The organism is Ginsengibacter sp., from assembly GCF_057362405.1.
In genome coordinates this window covers 1-7,480 of the sequence record NZ_JBMQQG010000263.1, presented here as the reverse complement: position 1 = coordinate 7,480, position 7,480 = coordinate 1, and the positions used below count along the sequence as shown (strand labels likewise).

Sequence of the window (7,480 nt, the reverse complement as noted above, 5' to 3'; positions counted from 1 at the left end):
GGAGACCATTATTGAGGTAACAAAAATTGCGAAGTCAAATAATCTAAAAGTAATTATCAACCCGGCGCCTGCACAGGAACTTGATGATGAATTGTTGAAAGGATTGTTCCTCATTACTCCTAATGAAACAGAAGCTTCCTTGCTTACCGCGATAAAAGTTGTTGATGAAGAAACAGCATCACAGGCTGCTGAAATCTTTCTCAATAAAGGAGTTCAAAATGTGATCGTCACTTTAGGGAAGCAAGGAGCCTTTTTTCAAAATAAAAATGTAAAACTAAAAATCAACGCACCGTTTGTACGGGCCGTGGACACAACTGCTGCGGGTGACACCTTCAGCGGTGCACTAACGGTGGCCATAACCGAAAATATGCCGTGGGAGAATGCAATACAATTCGCCGTTGCAGCTGCTTCTCTCTCTGTAACAAGATTAGGAGCACAATCTTCGGTTCCGCATAGAAGTGAAATACTAATTTAACCAAACCAAAAAAGCGGCTTATGTACATTGTAGAAAATTACGGACTTGCAATAGTGCTCTGCGTTATTACCATGTTCTGCTGGGGTTCCTGGGCCAATACAACAAAGCTTACCAGCACAACCTGGCGGTTCGAACTTTTTTATTGGGATTATGGGTTCGGCATTTTATTGGCTACTCTCCTCCTGGCATTTACTTTGGGAAGCACTGGCAGTGAAGGCAGGCCTTTTATTGAAGATATTAAGCAGGCTGATATAAGTAACATACTTTCATCTTTTGCTGGTGGCGTAATTTTTAATTTAGCTAACATCTTATTGGTGGCAGCTATTGGAATTGCAGGCATGTCTGTTGCGTTTCCGGTTGGTATCGGCATTGCTTTGGTGTTGGGTGTAATTGTAAACTATATTTCAAATCCGCAGGGCAATCCAGTATTGATTTTTGGTGGTGTTGCTTTAATCGCATTAGCTATTATACTTAATGCAAGAGCCTATCAAAAATTGCAATCTACTTCAGCAAAAGTTTCAAAAAAGGGATTGATTCTTTCAGTAGTAAGCGGGTGTTTAATGGGTTTGTTTTATAAATATGTTGCAGGCTCAATGGTAAGCAATTTCAATGTGCCGGAAGCGGGAGAACTTACACCCTATACTGCGCTGGTAATTTTTTCTGTCGGTATTGTATTCAGTAGTTTTCTTTTCAACTCAATTCAGATGAAGTATCCGTTTGCCGGCTCACCGGTTTCATTTACTGATTATTTTAAAGGCAACGCTAAAGATCACTTCATCGGTATTCTCGGAGGTGCTATATGGAGTGTCGGTATGTCGCTAAGTATTATTGCTTCAGGTGAAGCCGGCCCTGCTATCTCTTACGGATTAGGCCAGGGTGCGACAGTTGTAGCAGCACTTTGGGGTATTTATGTTTGGAAAGAATTTGATAAAGCGCCCGGCGGTACCAAATCTATGTTGAATATTATGCTGCTTTTATACATAGCAGGGTTAGCAATGATTATAGTTTCAAAATAAATTTTGCTTTAGCTTTCTTCTAAGAGATTATTGTAAGCAATGCTAACAGAGATCATCTGAAATAAAAAAGCCCTGAGAGTTTAAAAATTTTCTTGTTAAAGAATATTCCCGTCCCGGAAGTTTACACAGTGCAAAGTTCAAATTGTTAAAATACTATACGTGTAACCCAGACGCCTAAACGAAGTTAATACGAAAAGAAAGCCAGGCTTCAGATTTGTTTAAGTCCCTTCGCCATCGGGGTTCCCGCAAGCTGATTTTAATTTAGGAGATTTGTGAGCGGGAAACCCGGCGGGACAAAAAACCCTAACATGGGAAACCTTTAGCGTTCTTCAAGTCGTAAATGAGTAACACCATATTTGCCAAATTCCTCAATATATTTTTTTTGCAAACCTTTCATCGCCCCCAATAATTTGGAATCGCTCACTATAACTTCTGGTTCAAGGCGGCCATACATCTCTTCAAAATCCCTGTCCGCGAGGCTATAAGGCAAATGTTCCTGCAGCGTTTTAATATTAAATAATTCTATTATCGCTTCAGTTTCGTCAGACATGTCATCTGAGATATCAAAAGGGGTAAAATTCAATTCGCCCATCTCCCTGAAGCTTTCTGTTTCCGGAAGCTCATAAAATCCTTTTTTACATACGTCGTTATAAATTTTGTTTACTTTATCAAAATCGTCATATTCAGGGCCCGGTACTACCCATTGGGCAAAGTTCAGCATCCTGGCCAGCAAGAGGTATTCGTCTTCTGTAAATGTAAGTGTAAGCTCTTTCATAAATTGTAGTTTTGCTGTTGCACTAAAATAGTAAAACTTAATTTGTTATAACAAGCAGGCATATACGTAACCATAGAATCTAACCCCGGTTGGGATAATTTAAGTTATGTGAAAGAACTAAGTTAGTATCAAATGATGAAAGCAAATTGTCAAACCAATTTTTGGGAATACGGAATATTTCCATAACTAATTTTTGATATAGCAATAAACAGCTAAAGAACTTTACACATTAAGAGACTACAGACTTTTTTAAGATTTTCTTCACTAAATTAACTACCAGCTTTGGCAAAGCTTTAAGAAATCAACTGTTAATTTCATTGCGTCAATAAAAAGGAATAACAATATCAGGCTGTGATTCATTACTAATTCTAAACCTTCTTCTGCCTATAAAAAAGTTTTTACTTTAAATAAACTACCCGGCCTCGCAATTTTTTACTGTTCAAAATTTTAAGGAAATGTTATGAGTGATAGAAGTATCGCCATGCATTTTTTTGGGTCGAACAAAATATTTATCACCAGTAAAACCAAAAGATCAGCCCATGCCTGTAGCTACCAAACCCACGTTCTGGCAACGTTCCGGTGTACAAAGTTGGTTTCTTAAAAAAGAAACAGGGTTTACGGAAGCGCCTTCCATGAAACCCGACCTTGTATATAAGTATATCATAGAAAAATTCCGCGACTCCATTGATGAACTTTCATTTGCAGACCGCATCATATTTTATCATGAATATATTATCTGCTTTAGTCCCCCGGACTACAATAAATTCATGGACAATAACCGGGGCATTTTTTCACTCATCATAAAAGAATCTGTAAAGGCATTCTATACTATTCTACAGGAATACAGGCAAAAGGGCAAAAAGGTTACAGCTTCGGCTAACAAATGGGTTTTCAGATTCGTGTCGCATCCTGATTATGAGAAAGGTGACAAGAGTTTTATTGGAAAATTGTTGCCGGGCAACATTCAGCAGAAGGAAGAAAATCTTCGTGTAACGTTCATTCCGCGCCAAACAGGTATTGCCCAAACGTTTGACATTGCGGATGAGATTTTAAAGGATTTCACTTATTACAGCGATGGGTATTACGAAATTCCATGGCAGGACACGCTTGTATTAGGCGATATGAATGATAATGCCAGGCCAAAATATTTTGCACGCCTGGAAGCAACCCTGCCGGAGAAAGAATTTGCCGGTAAAAAGGTTGAATATTTAATTAAAGATGAAGCATTAACTGTTGCCGGTATTGATGAAAAGCCAGGGTTGGCAGGCATTTTCCGTATTCCGTCAGAATGGGTTTCCTCTCCGCATCTTTCCATCCGATATGATAAAACTACAGATAAATTCTTCCTGGCTTCTTTTGGTGAAAGAACTATTGTAAATGAAAACGAAGTGAAGAACAGTTACCAGGATGCGCCTTTTTGGACAGATCTTCCTATGAACTCGAAGATTGTATTGAACGGAATTGTATCAATCAACATTTTCAAAGTATAGTATGGATAAAATATTGGCGATAGGATTGTTGGTTATCAGCATTGTATTACTTATAGCACATTTTTCCGACATTAAGCAAACGCACAAAAATGGCTGAATACTTTTATGGCATAACGGATAAGGGCAAACGCCGGGAGAAGAATGAGGATACATTCTTTTCCCGGGAAACCAGCGATGGACGCTTTCTTGTAGCCGGCGTTATCGATGGTGTGGGCGGCTACGATGGCGGAGATATCGCTGCGGGAATCGCAAGTGCTGTTATTATGGAGAGCCTGGAAAACATTGCTGAAGATGTTATTGACTCCCTTCGTCATGCGATCATTGCTGCCAATGGAAAAATAAATGACGAAAAAAAGGAAACGGGTGTACACGATCAAATGGCCTGCGTATTAACGTGCGTTGTGGCTGATATACACAATAATAAATGCTGGTATGCACATGTTGGCGACACAAGAATTTACCTGCTGAGAGACGATTCGCTCGTAAAAATATCCAGGGATCATTCTGTCGTGGGCTTCCTGGAAGAATCGGGACGGTTATCAGAAGAAGAAGCCATGCGTCATCCAAGACGCAACGAGATCACAAAGGCATTAGGCTTTGAAGAAGATATCGATACACCTGAAGATTTTATCGAGACTGGTGAATCTCCTTTTCTTCCGGGCGACCTCCTCTTGTTGTGCAGCGATGGCCTTACGGATATGATCAGCTCCGGTTCGATCATGGAGGTATTAACCTCTGAAAAAAGCCTCAGTGCAAAAGCGAAAGCGTTAGTTGACGCGGCTAATGATGCGGGAGGAAATGACAACATAACGGCGGTGTTGGTTGAAAATAATAATTGGCCGAAACAAAAATCCGAACCGGTATCTGTTGAAAGAAAAAAAAACAAAATCGCAACACCCTTTGAGACAAATAAATCCGTACCCAATGAAAAACGTAATCCCCCAAAGAAAAACAAACAAAACACGATTGCCTTTTTAGCAGTGCTGTTCATTGTAATCGCAGCCATTTTTATAACGGTAGGATTTCAAAAAAACACATCAACAGTGGCCGCCATTATGCCAGTTAAAAAAGAAAAGGAAAAAGATGAGCAATTGCTGCAATTGATTGCACATGTAAATGATTCTTCAAAAAATTATGCATTCGCTCGGCGGAACACAAGGTTTGAATTAACAGAACCGATAGTTATTAGGAAGGATAGTTTTCATCTTTCCGGCAAAGGAACTGTTATTACAGCCGATGCTTTGTATAAGGGCCCGGCTTTTATCATCAATGCTACCGCTAAGAATGTCGTGTTGGACAGTGTTGTATTTGAAAATTTTGATGTAGGAATGGTGGTTCAAAAGAATAATATAACGTTCAGGCATGTGCGCTTTATTAATTGCCGCGTACCTGTGCAGTATTTGGTATCTCTTCCCGACTCGGTTGTCTCCGGGAGATTTAAAGATTCCATATTTATCACGAAATCAAAACTCAAATAAGCCATGTCAAATGCAGTTCCACGGGTTGGCAACAGAAAAACAGAACGCCTTTGTCTCGTGCTTATTGGTGTTATTATGACTTTGCTTTTCTGGAAACTCTTCACGGTGTTGCAACGTGATTTTGCAGAAGTGGATAGCCGTGTTGAGAATGGTACTATGATCAACTTGAATGCAGGCAATACCGCCGATGCGATGACGGAACTGCTGAAAAAAGGAATGTATTTTGAAGATCCAAAAGACATTGCTTTTATTGCGACATCCGTGGCGGCAGCAAAAGAACCGGGGTCAACGATAGACAACATAGGCACCTTAAACAAAAAGCAATATTTTGTTGATGCCGATGACGCTTTCCTGAAAGGAGGAAAATCTTTCAAACATCGCGTGGAACTATCAAGAGATCTGCTGGGATTTTCTGCGGCCGATTCCACCACATTTGCAAAAGAGAGAAAACATCCATTACAGGTTTCCTCACAAACAGATGTTGCCTTAGGGAGTTATCATATTTCAGGTACTATTAAAAAGAAGGACGGACAATCTGCTGCCGGTGTTTTACTAAGGCTCCGGTTATTAGTACCACAGGATAGCAGTAATGCGAGTGATGATGATGAAAATAATATCATTCAATTTAAGAATGGCGTTAGAAAAGTATTCATTCGCGACACCGCCAAAAATCTGCAGTTGCTTTCATTTAATGCGTATGCCCGTACCGATGCTTCAGGCAATTACATTTTTTCAGGTTTGCCGGCAAACAAGTCTTATGATATCATTCCGCTGCATCCGGGTTACGAATTCGGACGTTCAAAAGGTGTTGAGAAATTACGAAGCAACGCCACTTTTAATTTCGTTGAGTCGCCACATACAATGACGCTTTTTTCTGCAAAGGATTTCAATACACTTAAGAAAGAAAAGGCATTCATTGTAAGAACTCCAACCGAAGTAACCGAATGGTTCCGGATTATCGTCATCACATTTTTTGCATCCTTTCTTTTGTTGCACCTTATCTTTTCGATCCATTCACCAAACACCGACCAGTTATTATTGCCGGTAATTATGATATTAACCGGGTTATCATTTATAACCTTATTCAGTTTACAAGACCCTTTACGTGATCGCTTCCTGGTGAAAAGCACCTTTATTTATTTCTGCATCGGGATGGCTGCTATACTCGTGTTCCAGTTTGTTAACCTGAAAAAGTTTACGCCCGATTCCGGCATGTTCCGCTTATTTATTTTTAAAAATAACCGTAAAGCTGCTAACGGCTGGCCGTGGGCGCTGGCAGCAATGGGATTATTATGCCTTACCATTTTGTTCGGTACCGGACCGGAAGGCAGCGGTGTTAAAGTAAATCTCTTTGGATTTCAGCCAAGCGAGATTGTAAAATATATGGTGATCCTTTTCCTTGGCGGTTTCTTTGCCCTCAATGAAAAGTTTATATCAGAATATCCATCATTTAATAAACGAATATCATACTTCGCTTTTTCAGTAATGGCCATAGTGGCAACTATTTTATTATTCCTCATAATAGGCGATCTTGGACCAGCAATCATCTGTTGCTTCACTTTCATTATACTTTTTTCTTTTTCCCGCGGCGATTTTATGCAGGTGGTAGCGGCAATGATTTTATATGCTCTCGCTACATGGATTTTTAAAAATGTGTGGATAGCAACCGGTATTACGGTGGCAGCGCTTGCTTTATACATGCTTATTGCAAAAAAGAAACTTAGCGAGTCAGCTGTGATGGCATTGGTGGTAGTAAGCGGGTTTTTATTACTGGATAAAATTCCGGTGCTGGCCAAAGTAATTCCTGGTCCCATACAAAGGCTGGTGGACAGGAAAGCCATTTGGTCGGATCCGTGGAACAACCAGGTATATGGCGGAGACCAGGTAGCCAATGGCATCTGGGCTATATCCACCGGCGGCATTACCGGTCAAGGCGCCGGTGAAGGTTTTGCCAGGACGATTCCTGAAGCACACACTGATATGATACTTCCTGCAATCGGTGAAGAATTTGGCTGGGCAGGTATCACTTGTATTTTTATTTTATTCCTCGTATTGTTACACCGTTCTATCATCATAGGACGACAAGCGGGCCCTCCCTTTTTATTTTATCTATGCGCAGGAGCTGGCATCGGCTTGTTTGTTCAGTTTTTATTGATTGCGGGTGGTTCAACCGGGGCGCTTCCTTTATCGGGAGTAGCTTTACCATTTACCAGTTATGGAGGCACGTCATTGCTGTGCAGTATGAT

The 7,480-nt window shown here is 40.4% G+C and carries 6 protein-coding genes; 5 read left to right on the top strand and 1 reads right to left on the bottom strand.

From position 1 onward, the window contains the following. Together ACO1O5_RS21870 and ACO1O5_RS21865 are read left to right on the top strand one after the other, a co-directional pair. On the top strand, positions 1-475 hold a 475-nt coding region (locus tag ACO1O5_RS21870; RefSeq protein ID WP_486274089.1), incomplete at its 5' end, for a PfkB family carbohydrate kinase. A 20-nt stretch (positions 476-495) separates the two neighbouring features. After that, positions 496-1,491: a GRP family sugar transporter gene (locus tag ACO1O5_RS21865; RefSeq protein WP_486274087.1), complete on the top strand. Its 996-nt coding sequence runs from the start codon at positions 496-498 to the stop codon at positions 1,489-1,491. A gap of 319 nt (positions 1,492-1,810) precedes the next feature. Here the strand turns inward: ACO1O5_RS21865 and ACO1O5_RS21860 are convergent, their stop codons facing one another. After that, entirely contained in the window at positions 1,811-2,266 is a 456-nt protein-coding gene (locus tag ACO1O5_RS21860) for a nucleotidyl transferase family protein (RefSeq protein ID WP_486274085.1), read from the bottom strand. A gap of 539 nt (positions 2,267-2,805) precedes the next feature. On the opposite strand from ACO1O5_RS21860, the gene ACO1O5_RS21855 reads away from it, so the two are divergent. From ACO1O5_RS21855 to ACO1O5_RS21845, 3 genes are all read left to right on the top strand, one after another. After that, complete coding sequence (locus ACO1O5_RS21855) at positions 2,806-3,756, top strand: hypothetical protein (RefSeq protein WP_486274084.1); 951 nt, start codon at positions 2,806-2,808, stop codon at positions 3,754-3,756. Between the two features lie 89 nt (positions 3,757-3,845). Next, complete coding sequence (locus ACO1O5_RS21850) at positions 3,846-5,234, top strand: PP2C family protein-serine/threonine phosphatase (RefSeq protein ID WP_486274082.1); 1,389 nt, start codon at positions 3,846-3,848, stop codon at positions 5,232-5,234. Positions 5,235-5,237: 3 nt separating this feature from the next. Continuing rightward, a partial coding sequence (locus ACO1O5_RS21845; RefSeq protein WP_486274080.1) for an FtsW/RodA/SpoVE family cell cycle protein occupies positions 5,238-7,480 on the top strand: 2,243 nt, incomplete at its 3' end.